The organism is Mesorhizobium sp. M0166 (genome assembly GCF_040322255.1).
In the GTDB taxonomy this organism is placed as follows: Bacteria; Pseudomonadota; Alphaproteobacteria; order Rhizobiales; family Rhizobiaceae; genus Mesorhizobium.
Genome location: NZ_JAMYTD010000032.1, coordinates 20,454 through 38,199, shown reverse-complemented (window position 1 = coordinate 38,199; position 17,746 = coordinate 20,454). Strand labels below are relative to the sequence as shown.

Here is a 17,746-nt window from a genome sequence, read left to right as displayed (position 1 = left end):
ACGTCTCCAGCGACCAACTGGGTGTCGGGTCGCGCCAGGAACCTGCTATGCCGGTAGAGACGATTGACGGTCTCATCGGTATCGGCGGAGCCGCGAATCTGTGGTAAGCCGCCGCTCAACCAACCAAAGGACGACACCTGTGAGCGAACCGACCGTGGCCCAGGCGACCGAAAGTATCTATGCCTCCCTCCGGGCGGACAATGCCGACATCGACGCACATATCGCGACGCTTAAAGCGGCGCTGACACGAGAAGGGATAAAACAGGCGGTGTTCGATCCGACCAAGTTGGCGCAGAACAACCGCTCGGGGCGCAAGTTGATGCAGGCCTATTTTCGGCAGCGCGGCGTGAGCGTGAGGTTTTCGGACTAGTAGAGCCGCGCGCGGGTGATCTCAAGCGCGCCGTTGGGAGTTCTCGGGCCGGTCCGGCGGTTCGCAAGTTGGACGTCGGGACTGCGCCTAATGTCGGCCATTGAGGTCTCCTTCGTCGGTTCCCGAAAGCAGACATTCGGCTCGTGCGGGATGATGTCCGGGTTTGGCCCAAAGCGGCCGTCGAGAACTGGGCAACTCCGTTCCGTACGAGGCACTCCGATCCAACTCCGTCGTGTCGTCCCCTACTTCGGTCAGTCGCGCCCAAGCATCCTAATCGAGTTCGATGATGCTGCAGCCATAGGCGGGGAGCCTCATGCGGCCTGCCTTCACCTGCGCGTCGCCGAGCAGATCGGTGCCCTTTGGAATATTCGGCACGTCTGCCGGCTCGCCCAGCGTGTTGAGGATGAACAGCAGGCGGCGGTCCTTGCTCTCGCGGATGGTCGCTTCGACGCCGGCCGGCATGTCGGCGATGAGCGGCACGATACCGGCGGGCGCCAGCACCTGATCGGCCAGCACCTCGACCAGAGCATCGCTGAGGTACGTGCCGAGGTAGATCACATTGCCCTTGCCGACTTTGCGCGAAGTCATCGCGGCTTGGCCCTCGGCGAAGCGGCTCGCCCAGCTGCCGATAACCTCCGTGCCGGGCGCGATGTTAAGCAGCTCATAAAGATGCGCCGCCGTCACCTGCGCATTCCCGATCTTGAGCTCGTATTGGCGGCCTGCCGACGTCGCCGGCAGCTTCTTGCGCACCGTGTTGGCGCCGAAGCGGCCGCCATGCTCGAACATCCCCTCGCCGCCGATCGGCGTCAGCAACCCGAACTCCTCGACCGTGATCCCGGCCAGCGCCGAGAGCCTCTTGCCCGGCGAGGTGTCGCGGATGACGTGGTTGTTAACGTCGCGTGATCCGGTGCGGCCGCCCAGGATTACCGTTCCACCCGCCTTAGCGAAGGCCTCGATTCGCGCCGTCCACGCATCGGTCCATTTCAGCCAATGCGGCACGTAGAGAGCCTTGAGCTTACTGAGATCATCCTCGGGATGGATGAAGCCGCAGGCGATGTTGTGGCGGTAGCAATAGCGGTGCAGCAGCGTCGCATCGTCCTGCGGGCTCGGCATGCCGATGGGGTAGGAGCGGTGCATCTCCTGATTGTCGAAATCTGATCCGGCGATGCCCAAATCCATGCGCACATGCGTGCCGAGGATCTTGTCCTTGAGCGCCGTGACCTCACCCGCAAATTGCTTGGCCTCGTCATAGCGCCGCCGCGGGATGTCGTCGTGATCGATGATGCCCATCCAATAGATCTCGGCGCCGAAATGCGCCGGCCGCCAGCGGAAGAACATCACGCCATCGGCGCCGCGCGCCACTGACGTATAGGCCATGCGGCGCATCTCGCCGGGTTCGGGCGTCAGCGTCGAGAAGTTCGGCTGCGCACCGAAGCCCGATTGCTGCTCGGGCACAATGAAGTTGCCGGTGAAGCCGCGGCAGATGTCGAGATGCAGCGCCTGCGCCTCGCCGACGCCGCCGACCCGCTGCATCTCATCATAGAGATGCGGGTAGATGTCGAAGCCGAGAAAATCAAGATCGGTCGAGAACTCGCCGCGGAAGTCGATGTCGTCGATCCGCCCCAGATTGTGGAAGACGAACCAGTCTGGATTGGTGGCGCGCAGGATCAGCACCTGATCGTGCTGGAACCGCGCCGTGACGAAGGCGAGGAAGCGGTGATAGTCGACCACATGGGTCGGCCCGACCGGGGCAGGGGCGTAGTCGAGGGGCAGCACCACTTGATCGAAATCGTCGTAGGCGGTGGCCCAGAAATGCCCGCCCCACGCATCGTTGAGCGCGGCGATGGTCTTGTACTTGTCCTTGAGGAAGGCCTGGAACTCGGCCAGAGTCACCGGACCGTAGGACAGCGATCCAGAGGTATTGAGCTCATTGTCCGTCTGCCAGCCGATGATGTGCGAATTGCCGCGATAATGCTGGGCCATCGCTTTAGTGATGCGCTTCGAATGCTCGCGGAACACTCCGCTCGCAAGATTGGCGTGCTGGCGCGAGCCATGGCTCATGGCGCGGCCATTGGCATCGACGCGCAACACTTCGGGATAACGCGCCGTCAGCCAGCGCGGCGGCGTCGCCGTCGGCGTGCACATGATGGTCTTGATGCCAACCTTGCCCAGCACATCTATGGCGCGGTCGAACAAACCGAAGTCGAACGTCCCCTCGTGCGGCTCGATAATATGCCAGGCGAATTCCGCAAGTCGCACCGCGTTGAAGCCCGCGGCTGCCATGCGGTCGGCGTCGCGCTGCCAATAGCTCTCATCGACATGCTCCGGGTAATGCGGGGTACCGACGAGGAAAGTGTCGGTCGCGATCGGCCGCCAGACAGAGAGCGGCGCGGATTTCGAGGCAGTCGTCATAGTCGGAAAACTCCAGGCGATAGTCTATTTGATGGCGCCGGCGGTGAGGCCGCCCTGCCAGAACCGCTGCAGCAGCAGGAACACCACGATGACCGGGATGATGCTGACCAGCGCGCCGGTGATGATGATCGAGAACAGCACCTGTCCGCCGCCACCGCCCTGCTGCGCGAGCTGATACCAGGTCGCAAGGCCCACCGTAATCGGCTGATATTCCGGCGTGCGCAGCACGATCAGCGGCAGGAAGTAATTGTTCCAGGTCCCGACGAACGAGAGCAGCGCCACGGTCACTATGCCCGGCGCCACCAGCCGCAGCACGATGGCGCGGAAGATCACGAACTCGCCGGCGCCATCGATACGCGCTGCGTCGAGCAGTTCGTCGTCGACGCCCTGCTCGATATAGACGCGCATCAGATAGACGCCGATCGGCGAGATCATCGAGGGCAGGATCACGCCCAGGGGATTGTCGCTGAGTCCCGAAAGCGCCAGCAGCAGGAAGGTCGGTACGACGAGGGCCGTCTGCGGGATCATCACAGCGCCCAAGACCAGCGCAAACAGCAGATTGCGGCCGACGAATTTGAACTTGGCGAACGCATAGCCTGCCGCGGTAGCAAAGATCGCGGCACCGAGCCCGGCGACGGTGGAATAGAGCACGCTGTTGAACATCCAGCGCACGAAGACGCCGTTGTCGCGCACCAGAAGATCGCTCAGATTCTGCCAGAGGTTGAACTCGGTGCCGAAGCCGAAGCCGAACGTGGTGAACAGGTCGCCATTCGTCTTCGTTGCCGATAGGACCAGATAGACCAGCGGCATGAAGCTGTAGAGGAGGAACAGTGACAGCAGCAGCGTGAGCATGATCCGCGAGCGCCGCCGTTCGCCGGGCCGGCGCTTGGCAGCTTCGAAAGTGGCGATGTCGGTGGTCGCAGTCATCATTGCTCCGGCCGACGGCGGTTGGCGATCAGGGTGAAGATGTAGGAGGCCCCGGCGATCACGACGCCAAGCACGAACGAGACGGCGGCCGCATAGCCATACTGCTGGTTCGAAGTCGCCAGCGAATAGGCATAGAGGTTCGGCGTGTAGCTCGAATTGATGGTGTTTCTGGCGAGCGCGCGCATCAAATATGGCTCATTGAACAGCTGCAGTGTGCCATTGATCGAAAAGATGATGGTGAGCAGGATCGCCGGCCACAGCAGCGGCAGCTGGATCATCCGCGCAAATTGCCAGGGCGAGGCGCCATCGACCCGCGCGGCCTCGGCGAGGTCCGACGGGATCGCCTTCAGCGCGGCGTAGTAGATCACCATATTGTAGCCGACATATTCCCACGTCACGATATTGGCCAATGAGAAGATCATCACGCCCGGCGACAGGAAGTCCGGCGGCGGCAGGTTGAACGCCTTGGCCATCTGCGTGAACGGGCCGAAGGTGGGGCCGTAGAGATAACCCCAGATGATCGTCGCGATCACGCTCGGCACGGCGTAGGGGAGGAAGAAGCCGAGCCGGAAGACGCCCTTGGCATAGACCTGCCCACGATCGAGCACGATGGCGAACAACAGCGCCAGGCCCAGCATGATCGGCATCTGCACGATGCCGAACAAAACAAGGTTCCCCACGCCGCCCCAGAATTTGGCGTCGCCGGTGACCTTGATGTAGCTGGCTGCACCCGCGAATTGCCGTCCGCCCACCAGCGTGTCGCGGTAGAGGCTCATATAGAACGCATAAACCAGCGGCGCGACGATGAAGGCGATAAACAGCAGCACGAAAGGCGCCAGGAACACATAGGGCGCGAGCTTTCGTGACGTAAAACCGCTCGATCGCGCTGGGCGCGTCGCTGCGGCTGGCGAATTCGACAATGCCCTGGTCCCCCGTCCGGCAAGATGAAGAGATCGGGCGCGCCGATCAAGCGCGCCCGGCCGTTGCCCGGGAGAAGTCAGGCTACGGTGAAGCCTTGTTCCTTCGCGTAGGTGACCACGGCGTGCTGGATGCGGTCGAACGCATCCGACAGCGTGCCCTTGCCGCCGATCGAGGCGCCGAATTCATCGGACATCGACTGGTACAAGAAGCTCTGGAACGGGCTCCACTCAAATGGCGTCACAGCATTCGCCGATTTGGCGAACACTTCGTTCACCGCCTGGCCGCCGTAGAAATCCATCTTGTTGCCCGCCCATTCCGGGCTAGACAGCAGCGCGGAGGTACAGGGGAAGAAGAATTGCTTGGTGGTGTAGAGCTTTGTGGCTTCGGGATTCGTGGTCAGCCAAATCGCGACTTCGGCGGCCTCGGGCAGATGCTGAGTCGCTTTCATCACGGCCAGCGCTGAGCCACCCCAATTGCCGGTCGCGAACTTGCTCGTGTCCCACTGCGGCAGATCGGCGGCACGCCACTGGCCCGCGCTGGTCTTGGCGAACGAAGTCAGGAATACTGGACCCCAGCCCGCAGTGAGCCAGGTGGCATAGCGGCCCGTGTCGAGGCCGGTGTACCACTCATTGTTGAACCCCGGCTTGGTCTCGATGACACCCGCGGTAATAAGGTCCTGCCAATAGGCGGCGAAGTCCTTGGAAATCTTGTCGTTGATGTTGATCGCGAGCTTGTCGCCATCGCGGCTGACCGGCTTCCAGCCCATCGGCCACAGCAGAGCAGTGACCCAGTCGCCTGAGCTGAACAGCGCGTCGGTGATGAACACATTCGGATCGGCCGCATGGATCTTCTTGGCCGCATCGGCAAACTCGGCCCAGGTGGTGGGCGGCGTGATCCCCTGCTTGTCGAAGACGTCCTTGCGATAGAGCATCGCCATCGGACCGGTATCCTGCGGCATGGCGTTGACCACATCGCCCTTGGCGACCTGCTTCCACGTTGCTTCGGGGAACTCGCCCTTATGGGCATTGGCGTACTGGCCGATGTCGGCGAAGGCGTCGACCTGGCGGAAGCTCTCGAGGTGCTGGTATTCGATTTGGACGACGTCGGGCAGGCCGCTGCCCGCCTGCAGGCCCGCACGGACCGCCTGATACTCCGGGTCGCCCTGGCCGGGATTCACGAGTTCGATCTGGATGCCCGGATGCGCGGCGTTGAACATGTCTACCTGAAGCTGGAGATTCGGCACCCACGACCACACAAGCACCTTGACGGGCTCGGCACCGCGAACTGCCGCAGGCAGACCCGCTACCGCAACGCTCGCACCCGCAACTTTCAAGAAGTCACGACGTTGCATCATCCGCCCAAGCGGATTGAAAATCTTCGTCATTGAAGTCCTCCCACGAAAGATACGCTCCCACACGATGCAGGGCGCAGTTTTTCTTTCAGTTAGAAACTTAATGCCGACATACAGTCGCTGTCAATCGCGATCGATTGATCTTCAGTCGGCCATCACGAGGCTGTCGGCAGGGTTGAGGGTCGTCGCATCGAGCACCAGACGCACCGCTCCAAGCACGATGTCGCGGTGCCCCAGCGCGCCTATCACGAGGCGGGGCGGGTCGTATACATTGCCCTTGAGGCGATGCCGCAGCACATCGAGCACCAGATCACCGCCGCCGACGACCCGGCCCGCCAGTACGATGATTTCGGGGTTCATGAAGGCTGCAACACTGCCCACCGCCATCGTCGTATAGTCGAGCAGTTCGGTCACGACTGGCGCGATTTTGCCCGCCTGCCGGTCGGTGACGGCAGCCAGGGTGAGCTTCCCCGCCGCATACTGCGTGTTGGCCTCTTCGAGCATCTTGGTCGCCTGTTCGGGGATGCCGAAAAAGCGCAGCGATTGCTTGTCGCCCAGATGTTCGAACGGCCGCCCGGTGAGGAGGGGGTCATCGAGATACCAGCCGAGCTCGCCCGCCGCATGTGAGTGCCCGCCATAGAGCTTGCCGTCGATGACGACGCCCGCGCCGGCGCCGGGCCCGATCGAGAGGCTCACGACGCTGTCGGCGCCACGCCCGGCCCCGAACCCCCATTCGCCCACGGCGGCGAGGTTGCGCCCGTTCTCGACGACGATGGGCATCTGAAAATGTTCGCTGAGCCGCGCCCGCAACGGCATGTCGCGCCAGCCGAGCCCGAGCGTCAGCACCACTTCGCCCTCCGGCTGCCTGACGATCGAGGGCAGGCCAATGCCGATGCCGCGAATGGTCTGGCCGCGCGGGCTGGGGGCCGCCATCAGCCGGCGGATCAGGCCGACCAGCTTCTCGAAATTGCGCTCGCCATCATCGTCGGCGGTCTCGTGCATTTCTGTCTGCACGACGCCTTCGAGATTGGCCACGGCGCCATAGAACTCGCCCTTGCCGGCCTCGATGCCGATGATTGCATGCGCCGCGCCGCGGAACTTGATGCGTGCCCGGGGACGGCCCCGGACATTGGCCTCGTCAAACCCGTCATACGCCACCAGATCCTCGGCAATCAGATCCTCGATCACGCGCATCACCGTGGGCAGGCTGATGTTCAGCCGCTCGGCGAGGCTCGATGGCGAAATCACCCCTTCGGTGCGGATCAAATCCACCACGGCCGAACGATTGAGACGGCGTAACAGGCTCGACGTCGTGGGCTGGCGCTTCATTCATGGACCAGTTGCAAAAGGCCGGCGGACCGGCAACGAGCGTCGGCATAGACCAGAACCGTGCTAGAGTCCGCCTTTTTCTAATTACGCCGAACGTCAGTTGTCGCTCCGCAGTGAAAGCTACCGCGGCAGCCCGTTCGTTGATTACGGCGATCCGTGGCGGGCGCCCAAGCCCTCCGGAGTCACTGTTTCTCGTGCAAATAACTGACTCCGGTTGCTTCAATCGGTTACGAGCTCGTCCGCCTTTGGCGCGGAACCAACATCAATGACCGCTTTTGGCGCAAAGCGGCCCGCACTACGCTGGACGCAACGGTCGGCTTTCTTGCCAGTCATCCTGAAAGCTGCCAGGCCGTTAACGGCCCAAGGCTGCCAGTCAACAGCGCGCATTTTGCAGCCAAGTGGAATCACTGGCGTTGCAGAAATGCGGCTAAGACAAATAGATCGAGCCGGATGCCAGTTTCAACGAGCCGGATGCAAGTCCCAGTCTAAACGTATCCCGCTCTAGTCGGGGCGGCGATAGGCCTGCACTTCGCCCGGCTCGCTCAGGCTTTGCAGGGTGCCGGGTGCGGCGCCGCCGATCCAGCCCAGCACCGAGCGGGCGAGCTCGGCGCCGGCCAGCCGGAAGTTCTCGTTGACGACCAGCAATTCGCTGCGAAACAGGTGCAGAAGCTCCGACGATTGTTTGGACACCACATCGACATCGCGGCCGAGCTTGAGACCTGCGTCTTCGATGCCGGCGACGATGGCGAGCGTCGCGGCGGCGGCGCTGCTGATGAAACCATCCGGGCGGTTTTCGCGGCGCATCAGCTGCGCCGTCCGCATTCTGATCTGCTCAATCGAATGATCGATCGAAACGGTGTTGAACGGGATCTCGCTGGCGCCGACCTCGCTCAGCGCATCGGCAAAGCCGGCGAGCGTGTGGCCGTGATAGGTCAGCTCGACAGGCGGCGCCAGCAGAGCCAGCCGGCGGCGGCCGAGGCCGGCCAGATGACGCACTGCCTCGGCTGCGAAAGCGTAATTGTCGAAATCATGATAAGGATGGATCAGCCCCATATCGGTGCGACCGTGCGTGGCAAAGGGGATGCCGCGCTCCAGCATATAACGGGCCCTCGGATCGTTTGGCTGTGTGCGCGAAATGATGACGCCGTCGGCTGAACCGGTTTCCACGAGGTAGCGGATCGGGTCGAGCGGATCCTGCGAGCGCGAGTAGGGCGTCACGATCAAATGATAGGGCGTGTCGGCAATGACTTCCGAAACGCCGTAGATGATGTCCGAGACAAAGCTCATGATCTCGTGCTCGGTGTTGAGCACCAGGCTGATGACATTGGTCTTGCCGGTGCGCAGGCGTACGCCGGCACGGTTGGGCCGATAACCGATCTGCTTGGCGACAAGCTGGACGCGCCGCCTGGTCTCGGCGCCGATCTCGGGCGCGTCCTTCAGCGCGCGCGACACGGTGGTGACGCCCAGCCCGGTCATGAAGGCGAGCGTCTTCAGTGTCGGCCGGCCCTGGCCCGACGCTTCGTCGGCCTTTTCTTTTTGATGCCTGTTCATTCACCCCGCCCCGTCAGGCGCATAACAGTTGCCGGACAGCCCGGCAATCGGCCGGCCGCGGGTTCGCCGCGCGCCTTCACCGAATGAAACCGCTATATACTGAAACGTTACAGATTGTCACGACCATCGCCACATCACTGGTGACAGAGCAGAACGAGCGGTGCTGCAATCGGCGCAAAACCGTGATTGGAACGGGCTTTTTCGATTTTTTGGCGTCGCAGCATTCTATTTTGCAGTGCAACCCCTCTTGTTGCGATGCGGTAGGCCGGCGAGCCGCGCGATTTTATTCGCGCTTCGAAAAAACTTGATGCCACCTTCGCCTGAGGGGTTGCGCGCCTCAAGCAATTGCCGTATCGAAAATCTGTAACGTTTCAGATTCTGGGAGGAACGAAATGCGATACCAACTCATGACTGCTGCGCTGGCTGCGACGGTCGCGCTGCAATTCGCCGGCCCCGCGGCCGCGACGGATCTGGAAGTCACCCATTGGTGGACCTCCGGCGGCGAGGCGGCAGCGGTCGCCGAACTCGCCAAGGCTTTCGACGCAACCGGCAATCATTGGGTGGACGGCGCTATCGCCGGCTCCGGCGGCACGGCGCGGCCGATCATGATCAGCCGCATCACCGGCGGCGACCCGATGGGCGCGACCCAGTTCAATCACGGCCGGCAGGCGGAAGAATTGGTGCAGGCCGGGCTGATGCGCGACCTCACCGATCTCGCCACCAAGGAAAAGTGGACGGAAATCGTGCACCCGAAGAGTCTGCTCGACGGCTGTACCCTCGACGGCAAGATCTATTGCGTGCCGGTCAATATCCACTCCTGGCAGTGGCTGTGGCTGTCGAATGCCGCCTTCAAAAAAGCCGGCGTGCCGGTGCCGAAGAACTGGAATGAATATGTCGCTGCGGCGCCCGCTCTTGAAAAAGCAGGCATCCAGCCGCTCGCGGTCGGCGGCCAGCCCTGGCAAGCCTCCGGCGCTTTCGACGTGCTGCTTGCGGCGGTCGGCGGCACCGACGCCTTCCTCAAGGTCTACAAGGACAAGGACGCGGAATTCGCCGCCGGGCCCGAAGTCGCCAAGGTCTTCAAGGCCGCGGACGACGCCCGCAAGATGGCGAAGAACACCAATGTGCAGGACTGGAACCAGGCCACCAACCTGGTCATCACCGGCAAGGCCGGCGGCCAGATCATGGGTGACTGGGCGCAGGGCGAGTTCCAGGTTGCCGGTCAGGTCGCCGGTAAGGACTATACTTGCCTTCCGGGCCTCGGTCTCAACGAGATGATCGCCACCGGCGGCGACGCTTTCTACTTCCCGCTGCTGAAGGATCCCGAAAAATCGAAGGCACAGGAAGTGCTGGCCCACACGCTGCTCGATCCCAAGACGCAGGTCGCCTTCAATCTCAAGAAGGGTTCGCTGCCGGTGCGCGGCGACGTCGACCTCAAGGCGGCGAACGACTGCATGAAGAAGGGCCTCGAAATCCTCGCCAAGGGCAATGTCATGCCCTGGACCGATCAGCTGCTTTCGCAGGATACGCAGAAGCAAAAGGAGGATCTTTTCTCCGAGTTCTTCGCCAAGCAGGACATGACCGTGGAAGATGCGCAGAAGCGCTTCGCCGCCATCGTCGGTTCGGCCGATTGAGCGATCGACCAACCGCCTCACTCCCGCCCCTGCGAGCGCAGGGTCGGGAGCTCGGGTCAAGGCCTCTTGACCCTCCGGCCCTTACCCGATCCAGCGCGGCTGTGCAGATGAGCAAGAGCGAACGCCCTAGCCAACTCTTTCGCAACCTCAATGCGAAAATCGCCTCGATCCCAATGATCTTCACCGCGCTGGTGATCTTTGTCGGCGGCACCGTCTGGACGGTGTTCTATTCCTTCACCAATTCCAAGCTGCTGCCGCGGCTGCATTTCGTCGGTCTCGACCAGTACTACCGGCTGTGGGCAACGCCGCGCTGGCTGATCTCGATCGAGAACCTGCTGATCTACGGCGTGCTGTCGCTGGTGTTCTCGCTGGTCATCGGCTTCCTGCTTGCGGCCCTGCTCGACCAGAAGATCCGGTTCGAGGACACGTTCCGGACCATTTTCCTCTATCCCTTCGCCCTGTCCTTCATCGTCACCGGTCTCGTCTGGCAGTGGCTGCTCAATCCCGAGTTCGGTGTCCAGGCAGTGGTGCGCAGCCTCGGCTGGACGAGCTTCAGCTTCAATCCGCTCTATGATTCCAGCATCGTCATCTACGGCATATTGATCGCCGCTCTCTGGCAAGGCACCGGGCTCATCATGTGCCTGATGCTGGCCGGCCTGCGTGGCATCGACGAGGATATCTGGAAGGCCGCGCGAGTGGACGGGATACCGACCTGGAAGACCTATCTGTTCATCATCATACCGATGATGCGGCCGGTCTTCATCACCACGCTGGTCATCGTCGCCTCCAACATCGTTCGCGTCTACGACCTTGTCGTCGCCCAGACCAGCGGCGGGCCTGGTATCGCCTCCGAAGTCCCGGCCAAATATGTCTATGATTACATGTTCTTCGCCCAGAACCTCGGTCAGGGGTTCGCCGCCTCGACGATGATGCTGCTGTCGGTGATCATCGTCATCGTGCCGTGGGCCTATCTCGAGTTCGGAGGCAAGAAGCGTGTCTGACCAAGCCGTTTCATTGCCCGCCATTGCCGCCGCCGGCGGGCTCGAAGCCTACGGGCCGAGCGGACCGAAGCCGCGCCACACATTCTCGCGCCGTAACATCTTCCTCTACGGCACGCTGATCGTGGTGGCGCTCTACTATCTTTTGCCGCTCTACGTGATGGTGGTGACATCGCTCAAAGGCATGCCCGAGATACGCCTCGGCAACATCTTCTCGCCGCCGATGGAGATCACCTTCGAGCCGTGGGTCAAGGCCTGGTCGAGCGCCTGCACCGGGCTCAACTGCGACGGGCTCTCGCGTGGCTTCTGGAATTCGGTGCGCATCACGATCCCGTCGGTGATCCTGTCGATCGCGCTCGCCTCGGTGAACGGCTATGCGCTTGCCAACTGGCGCTTCAAAGGCGCCGACACGTTCTTCATCATCCTGATCGTCGGCGCCTTCATCCCTTACCAGGTGATGATCTATCCGATCGTCATCATCCTGCGCGAAGTCGGCCTTTACGGCAGCCTCAGCGGCCTGGTGATCGTCCATTCCATCTTCGGCATGCCGATCCTCACACTCTTGTTCCGCAACTACTTTACCTCCATGCCGGAGGAGCTGTTCCGGGCAGCGCGTGTCGACGGCGCCGGCTTCTGGGGCATTTATTTCCGCATCATGCTGCCGATGTCGCTGCCGATCTTCGTCGTCGCCATCATCCTGCAGGTGACCGGCATCTGGAACGACTTCCTGTTCGGCGTCGTCTACACCCGCCCCGACACCTATCCGATGACGGTGCAGCTCAACAACATCGTCAACTCGGTGCAAGGCGTGAAGGAATACAACGTCAACATGGCAGCCACCATCCTGACCGGCCTGGTGCCGCTGATCGTCTATTTCCTGTCCGGAAAATTGTTTGTGCGCGGCATCGCCGCCGGCGCGGTGAAAGGGTGATGGCGATGAACGCAAACGGCAGCATTGCGGTAAACGGCAGCAAGGGGGCAAACGGCACCAGCGTCTCGATCCAGAACCTGTCGCTGAATTTCGGCGCGATATCGGTGCTGCAGACGCTCAACCTCGATGTCGCCGAAGGCGAGTTCATCGTGCTGCTCGGCCCGTCCGGCTGCGGCAAGTCGACCCTGCTCAACTGCATTGCCGGGCTGCTCGACGTTTCCGAAGGCCGCATCTTCATCAAGGGCAAGAACGTCACCTGGGAAGAGCCCAAGGATCGCGGCATCGGGATGGTGTTCCAATCCTACGCGCTCTATCCGCAGATGACGGTGGAGAAGAATCTGTCGTTTGGGCTGCGCGTTGCCGGTCTCGCCAAGGACGAGATCGCCAAGCGCATCGCCCGGGCCGCCGAGATCCTGCAGATCGAACCGCTTTTGCATCGCAAGCCGGCGGCCCTGTCCGGCGGCCAGCGCCAGCGCGTGGCGATCGGGCGCGCACTTGTGCGTGATGTCGACGTCTTTCTGTTCGACGAGCCGCTCTCCAACCTCGACGCCAAGCTGCGCGCGGAATTGCGCGTCGAAATCAAGCTGCTGCATCGCAAGCTCGAGAACACCATGATCTACGTCACCCACGACCAGATCGAGGCGATGACGCTGGCCGACCGTATCGCGGTGATGAAGGGCGGCGTCATCCAGCAGCTCGATGCGCCGCAGACCATCTATAACCGGCCGGTCAACCGGTTTGTCGCCGGCTTCCTCGGCTCGCCGGCGATGAACTTTCTCGACGGCAGACTGGAGCAGGCGGCAGGCGACTGGCATTTCGTCGCCGAGGATGTGCGGATACCGCTTGCCACCTATGCTTTCGAGAAGGACCCGGTGCCGGGGCCGGCCGTGTTCGGCATCCGCCCCGAGCACGTGGCGTTCAACAGCGGCACGGGATGGCCGTTCGCAGCCACGGCAAATGTCGAGGTCGTCGAGCCGATGGGTTCCGACACGCTGGTCTGGCTGAAGCTCGCCGGCCAGAATTTCACGGTGCGGGTGACAGCCGAGCGCACGCCAAACAACGCCGAGGCGGTCGGCATCGGTTTTGATCCGATGCGCGCTTCGCTTTTCGACGCCGCCACCGGTAGCCGCCTCTAGAGCATGATTTAGCCTCCCAAGACTCTTCCATCCCAAAAGACCCATCCATCCCCCCAAAGACTCATCCCCCAAGACTAACCATCCCAAGAAACGGACAGAGACGATGAACTGGTCATTCCAACTTTACAGCGCCCGCAATTTCCAGCCCTGGGAGGGCGTGCTCAAAATGCTGGGCGAGCTTGGTTACAGCCAAGTCGAAGGATTCGGCGGCGTCTATGACGATCCCAAGGCGTTCCGTGCCGAGCTCGACAAGAACGGCCTTGCCATGCCGACCGGGCATTTCTCGATCGACGCGCTCGAGAAGGATTTCGACGGCGTGCGCAGGACGGCCGACGCGCTCGGCATCACGCTGCTCATCTGCCCCTTCCTGAACGCCGAGTTCAGGCCGGCCGACGCGGCCGGCTGGCGCGGCTTCGGCGAACGCCTGGCCAAGGTCGGCGAGACGGCCAAGAAAGCCGGCTATGGCTTTGCCTGGCACAACCATGATTTCGAGTTCAAGGCGCTTGCCGACGGCTCGGTGCCGCAGGACCATGTCCTGTCTTCCGCGCCCGACGTCGGCTGGGAGATGGACGTCGCCTGGGTGGTGCGCGGCGGCGTCGATCCGCTGCCCTGGATCGAGAAGCACGGCAAGCGCATCGTCGCCGTCCACGTCAAGGACATGGCCAAGCCGGGCGAGGGCCTCGACGAGGACGGCTGGTCGGATGTCGGCCACGGCACCATCGACTGGCCCGGCCTGATCAAGGCGCTGCGCGCCAAAAGCGCCGCAAAATACTACGTCATGGAACAGGACAACCCCAACGACATCGAGCGCTTCGCCCGCCGCTCGATCGCAGCTGCCAAGACCTATTAGGAGCACACCAGCATGGCAACAAAACTTGGCATCGGCGTCATCGGCTGCGGCAACATCTCGAAGGCGTATTTCTCGCTGGCGCCGCTGTTTCGCGGCATCGAGATGCGCGCCTGCGCCGACATCAACATGGAAGCGGCGAAAGCGCGGGCAAAGGAGTTCAAGCTGCGCGCCGAGACCGTCGAGGGGCTGCTCAAGGCCGACGATATCGACATCATCGTCAACCTGACCATTCCGGCGGTGCATTACGAGGTGTCGAAGCAGATCCTCGATGCCGGCAAGCACGTCTATTCGGAGAAGCCCTTCGTGCTGTCGGTCAAGGAAGGACTCGACCTGAAGAAACGGGCGGAAAACAAGGGGCTGCGCATCGGCTCTGCCCCCGACACCTTCCTCGGCGGCGCGCACCAGCTTGTCCGCGACCTGATCGACACCGGCAAGCTCGGCAGGATCACCAGCGGCACCTGTCATGTGATGAGCCATGGCATGGAGCATTGGCACCCCAATCCGGACTTCTTCTTCCAGCCGGGCGCCGGGCCGGTGCTCGATATCGGACCCTATTACATCACCAATCTGATCCAGTTGATCGGGCCCGTGAAGCGGGTCGCGGCTTTTGCTTCGATCCCGATGACGGAACGCATCATCAGCTCGAAGCCGCGCGCCGGCGAAAAGATCCCGGTCTCCACGCCGACGACGATCCACGGCGTGCTGGAATTCGAGAACGGCGCCGTGGTGACGCTCAACACCAGCTGGGATGTCTGGAGCCACGGCCACGCGCCGATGGAGCTCTATGGCGAGGCGGGCACGGTGTTCGTGCCAGATCCGAACTTTTTCGGCGGCGAAGTGCGCTACACCGAAGCCGCCAAGCCGGTGAAGAAGCTGCCGAAATGGCCGCATCCGTTCGGCGTGCCCAACGAGATGCATTCGCAAGGCATGATGGCCAACTACCGCACCGCCGGTCTGGCCGACATGGCGATCGCGATAAGGGAAGGCCGGCCGCACCGCTGCTCGATGGAACTGGCGCTGCATGCCGTCGATGTCATGACCGGCCTGTTGCGCTCTGGCGAGACCGGAAAGTTCGTCGCCATGCAGACCAGCTGCGAGCGGCCCGCGGCACTCGGCGTCAAGGCGGCGAAGGAGCTGCTGGCGAAGAAGAAAACCAAGTAGGCGGCGCACCTCCCAAGCACCGCAAAAAGCCTCTCCCCGTTTGCGCGGGGAGAGGCTAAGGGTGGCAAGCTCGACTGCCCCACTGTCGCGGCGGCAGCCGTCGGGCCCGTTTCGATATGAGGATTTTCCATGCCCTATGTTCCCGCCGAAAACCGCTACGAAAAGATGGTCTACAATCGCTGCGGGCGCTCCGGCCTGAAGCTGCCGGCGATCTCGCTTGGGCTGTGGCACAATTTCGGCGACGACACGCCGCATAGAACCAAGCAGGCGATCACGCGCAAGGCCTTTGATCTCGGCATCACGCATTTCGACCTCGCCAACAATTACGGCCCGCCGCCCGGCTCGGCGGAACGGGCCTTCGGCGAGATCCTGCGGACGGACTTGGCCGGTTATCGCGACGAGCTGATCATCTCGACCAAGGCCGGCTACGAAATGTGGGCAGGACCTTATGGCGAATGGGGCGGCCGCAAATATGTGCTGGCCAGCCTCGACCAGAGCCTGAAGCGGATGGGGCTCGACTATGTCGACATTTTCTATTCGCACCGCTTCGACTCCGACACCCCGCTGGAAGAGACGATGGGCGCGCTCGATCACGCGGTGCGCTCGGGCAAGGCGCTTTATGCCGGCATTTCCTCCTATAATTCGCAGCGCACCCGCGAGGCCGCCGACATATTGAAGCAGCTCGGCACGCCTTGCGTGATCCATCAGCCGAGTTATTCGATGCTCAACCGTTGGGTCGAGGATGACGGCCTGCTCGACACGCTGGAGGGGCTTGGCGTCGGCTCGATCGTGTTCTCGCCGCTGGCGCAAGGCATGCTGACCGACAAATATCTCGGCGGCATCCCCGATGGCAGCCGCGCCAGCCAGGGCAAGTCGCTGCGCCCGGCATTCATCAATGACAAATCGATCGCCAATATCGAGGCGCTGAACGTCATCGCCCGTCGCCGCGGTCAGACGCTGGCGCAGATGGCGCTGGCCTGGGTGTTGCGCCGGGGCAGGGTGACGTCAGCGCTGATCGGCGCCAGCCGGCCGGAACAGGTCGTGGATTGCGTCGGCGCGCTGGAGGCGCTCGACTTCAGCGATGCCGAGCTCGCCGAGATCGACACCTTTGCCCGCGAGTCGGACATCAACCTCTGGGCGGCATCGGCCGAGCGCAAGGGGCCGCCGAGGAAGTAGGCGACGACGGTCTGCGGTCCGTTTTCATCGAAAAGACGCGGCAGCGAAAACTGGCAGCTGTCTTCGACATGGTGGCCAGCCGCTAACTTTCGGCTGTCTTGAGGTTCCGCGCGGCTTCCTCGAGCGTCGCCCTGTCGGTGCCAAGCCTGTCGATCAGCTCTTGCGCCTGATCACCGGTTATCCCGGTGCGCATCGCCAGTGCCTCGACCGTCAGAACGTCGGAGCTGGCGATCGTTCCAGCCGGACCGTGCTCGGCCGCGTCATCATTGGCCTGGCCGGTCGTCGTCTCATCGTAGCCAAGCTCTTGCTTCGCCTGCTGCCAATGACGCTCATGCGCGCCATCCGGGCGGCCCTCGCGCAGCCAGATTTCATAGGCTCGCTGCCGAATTTTTTCATGCGGATCGTTGTCCATGGCGGTTCCTCCCTTGTGGCGTTTTCACCAACGCGGGGAGCGCCGGAACGATCCGATGTTCAAGCCGATTTCGCAGGCAAAGCCGCGCTTTCAACGAACAAACACCGGACAGAATCGTTTTGCCGAGGAACCTGCACAGCGGGCACGCCGTTGATCCTCACCTGAGCAAAGGAGATTACCATGGCCGACGAACCAAACGAATCCGCAGCACCCAAGATGACTCAACGTGAAGCTCAGGAAGCCCTGGAGAAGCAGGTCGCGCAGCTGAAGCGCGAGATCAGCAAGATCAATCGGACCTTGGCCGAACGCGCGGAAGAGGCGATCGAAGACGCCGGCGGCTGGTATGACAGCGCTGCTGACCGCGCCTCCCGGACTGCACAAGCCCTGCGCAACAGGGCGCAGACGGTGTCCGGGGTTGTCCAGGATAATCCCGGCACAGTATCGTCGGCATTCATCCTCGGAGCGGCTGTAGGGGCGCTACTCGGCCTCACCTTGGCCGCCACAGACCAGCGCCGCGATCGCTGGTTCTAGTCCCGACCCCAGGTTGTGGGACAGAAACAGCGGGATTGCTCCCGCTGTTCATTGGTTCA

The 17,746-nt window shown here is 62.6% G+C and carries 16 protein-coding genes; 9 read left to right on the top strand and 7 right to left on the bottom strand.

Annotation, left to right across the window (positions count from 1 at the left end; translation table 11 throughout):
* Window positions 1–139 precede the first annotated feature (139 nt).
* On the top strand, window positions 140–370 hold the full coding sequence (locus tag NKJ46_RS26155; RefSeq protein WP_095488311.1) for a hypothetical protein: 231 nt from the start codon (window positions 140–142) through the stop codon (window positions 368–370).
* Between the two features lie 270 nt (window positions 371–640).
* Here NKJ46_RS26155 and NKJ46_RS26150 read toward each other — a convergent pair whose 3' ends face one another.
* The 6 genes from NKJ46_RS26150 to NKJ46_RS26125 all read right to left on the bottom strand — a co-directional run bounded on the left by NKJ46_RS26150 (window position 641) and on the right by NKJ46_RS26125 (window position 8,861).
* Window positions 641–2,782: a beta-galactosidase gene (locus NKJ46_RS26150; protein ID WP_352668702.1), complete on the bottom strand. Its 2,142-nt coding sequence runs from the start codon at window positions 2,780–2,782 to the stop codon at window positions 641–643.
* Window positions 2,783–2,806: 24 nt separating this feature from the next.
* Window positions 2,807–3,709, bottom strand: coding sequence for a carbohydrate ABC transporter permease (locus tag NKJ46_RS26145; RefSeq protein ID WP_352668700.1), 903 nt, complete (start codon window positions 3,707–3,709; stop codon window positions 2,807–2,809).
* Window positions 3,709–4,629 (bottom strand): carbohydrate ABC transporter permease, encoded by a 921-nt coding sequence (locus tag NKJ46_RS26140; protein WP_352668698.1) that lies wholly within the window; start codon window positions 4,627–4,629, stop codon window positions 3,709–3,711. The genes NKJ46_RS26145 and NKJ46_RS26140 overlap by 1 nt, the downstream gene beginning before the upstream one ends.
* A 77-nt stretch (window positions 4,630–4,706) precedes the next feature.
* Window positions 4,707–6,014, bottom strand: a complete 1,308-nt coding sequence (locus NKJ46_RS26135; protein WP_352668696.1) for an ABC transporter substrate-binding protein — start codon at window positions 6,012–6,014, stop codon at window positions 4,707–4,709.
* A 111-nt stretch (window positions 6,015–6,125) separates the two neighbouring features.
* A complete protein-coding gene (locus NKJ46_RS26130) occupies window positions 6,126–7,310 on the bottom strand; it encodes an ROK family transcriptional regulator (RefSeq protein WP_352668693.1) in 1,185 nt (394 codons plus the stop codon).
* A gap of 501 nt (window positions 7,311–7,811) precedes the next feature.
* Window positions 7,812–8,861: a LacI family transcriptional regulator gene (locus NKJ46_RS26125; protein ID WP_352668691.1), complete on the bottom strand. Its 1,050-nt coding sequence runs from the start codon at window positions 8,859–8,861 to the stop codon at window positions 7,812–7,814.
* Between the two features lie 392 nt (window positions 8,862–9,253).
* Between NKJ46_RS26125 and NKJ46_RS26120 the strand changes: the two genes are divergently transcribed.
* From NKJ46_RS26120 to mgrA, 7 genes are all read left to right on the top strand, one after another.
* The gene (locus NKJ46_RS26120; RefSeq protein WP_352668689.1) at window positions 9,254–10,492 is read left to right on the top strand and encodes an ABC transporter substrate-binding protein; all 1,239 of its coding nucleotides are present in this window, start codon (window positions 9,254–9,256) and stop codon (window positions 10,490–10,492) included.
* Window positions 10,493–10,599: 107 nt separating this feature from the next.
* Window positions 10,600–11,493, top strand: coding sequence for a carbohydrate ABC transporter permease (locus tag NKJ46_RS26115; RefSeq protein ID WP_023721950.1), 894 nt, complete (start codon window positions 10,600–10,602; stop codon window positions 11,491–11,493).
* A complete protein-coding gene (locus NKJ46_RS26110) occupies window positions 11,486–12,421 on the top strand; it encodes a carbohydrate ABC transporter permease (protein ID WP_352668687.1) in 936 nt (311 codons plus the stop codon). Before NKJ46_RS26115 ends, NKJ46_RS26110 begins: the two co-directional genes overlap by 8 nt.
* Window positions 12,421–13,557, top strand: a complete 1,137-nt coding sequence (locus tag NKJ46_RS26105) for an ABC transporter ATP-binding protein (protein ID WP_352668684.1) — start codon at window positions 12,421–12,423, stop codon at window positions 13,555–13,557. The genes NKJ46_RS26110 and NKJ46_RS26105 overlap by 1 nt, the downstream gene beginning before the upstream one ends.
* 103 nt (window positions 13,558–13,660) lie before the next feature.
* On the top strand, window positions 13,661–14,407 hold the full coding sequence (locus NKJ46_RS26100) for a sugar phosphate isomerase/epimerase family protein (RefSeq protein WP_352668682.1): 747 nt from the start codon (window positions 13,661–13,663) through the stop codon (window positions 14,405–14,407).
* Between the two features lie 12 nt (window positions 14,408–14,419).
* Entirely contained in the window at window positions 14,420–15,568 is a 1,149-nt protein-coding gene (locus NKJ46_RS26095; protein WP_352668681.1) for a Gfo/Idh/MocA family protein, read from the top strand.
* A gap of 129 nt (window positions 15,569–15,697) precedes the next feature.
* Window positions 15,698–16,744 carry an L-glyceraldehyde 3-phosphate reductase gene (mgrA, locus tag NKJ46_RS26090; RefSeq protein ID WP_352668680.1) on the top strand — a complete coding sequence of 349 codons (1,047 nt, stop codon included), beginning with the start codon at window positions 15,698–15,700 and terminating at the stop codon, window positions 16,742–16,744.
* A gap of 82 nt (window positions 16,745–16,826) precedes the next feature.
* Here mgrA and NKJ46_RS26085 read toward each other — a convergent pair whose 3' ends face one another.
* The gene (locus tag NKJ46_RS26085; RefSeq protein ID WP_352668678.1) at window positions 16,827–17,156 is read right to left on the bottom strand and encodes a DUF2934 domain-containing protein; all 330 of its coding nucleotides are present in this window, start codon (window positions 17,154–17,156) and stop codon (window positions 16,827–16,829) included.
* Window positions 17,157–17,336: 180 nt separating this feature from the next.
* Between NKJ46_RS26085 and NKJ46_RS26080 the strand changes: the two genes are divergently transcribed.
* Window positions 17,337–17,687, top strand: a complete 351-nt coding sequence (locus NKJ46_RS26080) for a hypothetical protein (RefSeq protein ID WP_352668677.1) — start codon at window positions 17,337–17,339, stop codon at window positions 17,685–17,687.
* The last annotated feature ends 59 nt before the right edge of the window (window positions 17,688–17,746 follow it).

What these genes read in the sequence shown, in the direction of transcription:
- NKJ46_RS26150 (WP_352668702.1), bottom strand. Translation starts at nt 2,782, where the DNA reads ATGACGACTGCCTCGAAATCCGCGCCGCTCTCTGTCTGGCGGCCGATC.
- NKJ46_RS26145 (WP_352668700.1), bottom strand. Translation starts at nt 3,709, where the DNA reads ATGACTGCGACCACCGACATCGCCACTTTCGAAGCTGCCAAGCGCCGG.
- NKJ46_RS26135 (WP_352668696.1), bottom strand. Translation starts at nt 6,014, where the DNA reads ATGACGAAGATTTTCAATCCGCTTGGGCGGATGATGCAACGTCGTGAC.
- NKJ46_RS26130 (WP_352668693.1), bottom strand. Translation starts at nt 7,310, where the DNA reads ATGAAGCGCCAGCCCACGACGTCGAGCCTGTTACGCCGTCTCAATCGT.
- NKJ46_RS26125 (WP_352668691.1), bottom strand. Translation starts at nt 8,861, where the DNA reads ATGAACAGGCATCAAAAAGAAAAGGCCGACGAAGCGTCGGGCCAGGGC.
- NKJ46_RS26120 (WP_352668689.1), top strand. Translation starts at nt 9,254, where the DNA reads ATGCGATACCAACTCATGACTGCTGCGCTGGCTGCGACGGTCGCGCTG.
- NKJ46_RS26115 (WP_023721950.1), top strand. Translation starts at nt 10,600, where the DNA reads ATGAGCAAGAGCGAACGCCCTAGCCAACTCTTTCGCAACCTCAATGCG.
- NKJ46_RS26105 (WP_352668684.1), top strand. Translation starts at nt 12,421, where the DNA reads ATGGCGATGAACGCAAACGGCAGCATTGCGGTAAACGGCAGCAAGGGG.
- NKJ46_RS26100 (WP_352668682.1), top strand. Translation starts at nt 13,661, where the DNA reads ATGAACTGGTCATTCCAACTTTACAGCGCCCGCAATTTCCAGCCCTGG.
- NKJ46_RS26095 (WP_352668681.1), top strand. Translation starts at nt 14,420, where the DNA reads ATGGCAACAAAACTTGGCATCGGCGTCATCGGCTGCGGCAACATCTCG.
- mgrA (WP_352668680.1), top strand. Translation starts at nt 15,698, where the DNA reads ATGCCCTATGTTCCCGCCGAAAACCGCTACGAAAAGATGGTCTACAAT.
- NKJ46_RS26085 (WP_352668678.1), bottom strand. Translation starts at nt 17,156, where the DNA reads ATGGACAACGATCCGCATGAAAAAATTCGGCAGCGAGCCTATGAAATC.
- NKJ46_RS26080 (WP_352668677.1), top strand. Translation starts at nt 17,337, where the DNA reads ATGGCCGACGAACCAAACGAATCCGCAGCACCCAAGATGACTCAACGT.